Raw genomic sequence first — 784 nt, forward strand, 5'->3', positions numbered from 1 at the left:
CGGCGCCCGCCAGGCTGGTGGGTCGCCCAGCTACGGTGGCGCCGAAGGTTACCCGCTGTTTGCCAGTGTAGCGTTGCAAAAGTAGTAACCAGGCGCCCTGCAACAGGGTATTCAGGGTCACCCGCTGCTGCCGGGCAAAGACCCGCAGTCGCTCGGTCTCTGCCGCGTCGTAATGACTGTAGGTCACGCCATGGCCACTGCCTTCAGCGGGGCGCGGCAGGCTGTCGGCCAGCAAACAGGGTTCGTCCAGCCCGGCCAGGCGTTGCCGCCAGAATGCTTCGGCAGCGTCGCCATCCTGACGCTGCAGCCAGGCGATGTAATCGGCGTAGCGTGCGACGGGTGCTGGCAGACGCTCGCCGGCATAGACCTGCAGCACTTCCTTGATCAGTTGCGCGCCGCTCCAGCCATCGGTGACCAGGTGGTGCATGGTCCACACCAGTTGCCAGCGCCCTTCGCCCAGGGCCAGCAGGCTCATACGCTGCAACGGCGGTCGGGCCAGATCGAATCCTGCAGCGCGGTCACGCTCGGCAAAGGCGATGACATCCGTCTCGCCCTCGATCACCCGCACCTCGGCGGGCACCTGGCGCTGCACCACCTGCAAGGGCTGGCGCAGCCCGCCCTGCCAGAGAAAGCCGCTACGCAGTGTCGCGTGTCGCGCTACCACCTGCGCCCAGGCTGCCTGCAAACGTGCCGGATCGAGCTGTTCGACCGCCACGCTGATCTGGTTCACGTAGAGCCCTGAGCCCGGGTTGTCGAGGGCATGGAACAGCATGCCCTGCTGCAT

Annotated in this window: 1 protein-coding gene; it reads right to left on the minus strand. The window is 66.6% G+C overall.

What is annotated here, in order from left to right; all coding sequences use genetic code 11:
* A partial coding sequence (locus J0A65_RS24630; RefSeq protein WP_232850138.1) for a condensation domain-containing protein occupies window positions 1-772 on the minus strand: 772 nt, incomplete at its 3' end.
* Window positions 773-784: the final 12 nt, after the last annotated feature.

Source organism: Bowmanella yangjiangensis (assembly GCF_017255015.1).
GTDB lineage: Bacteria > Pseudomonadota > Gammaproteobacteria > Enterobacterales > Alteromonadaceae > Bowmanella > Bowmanella yangjiangensis.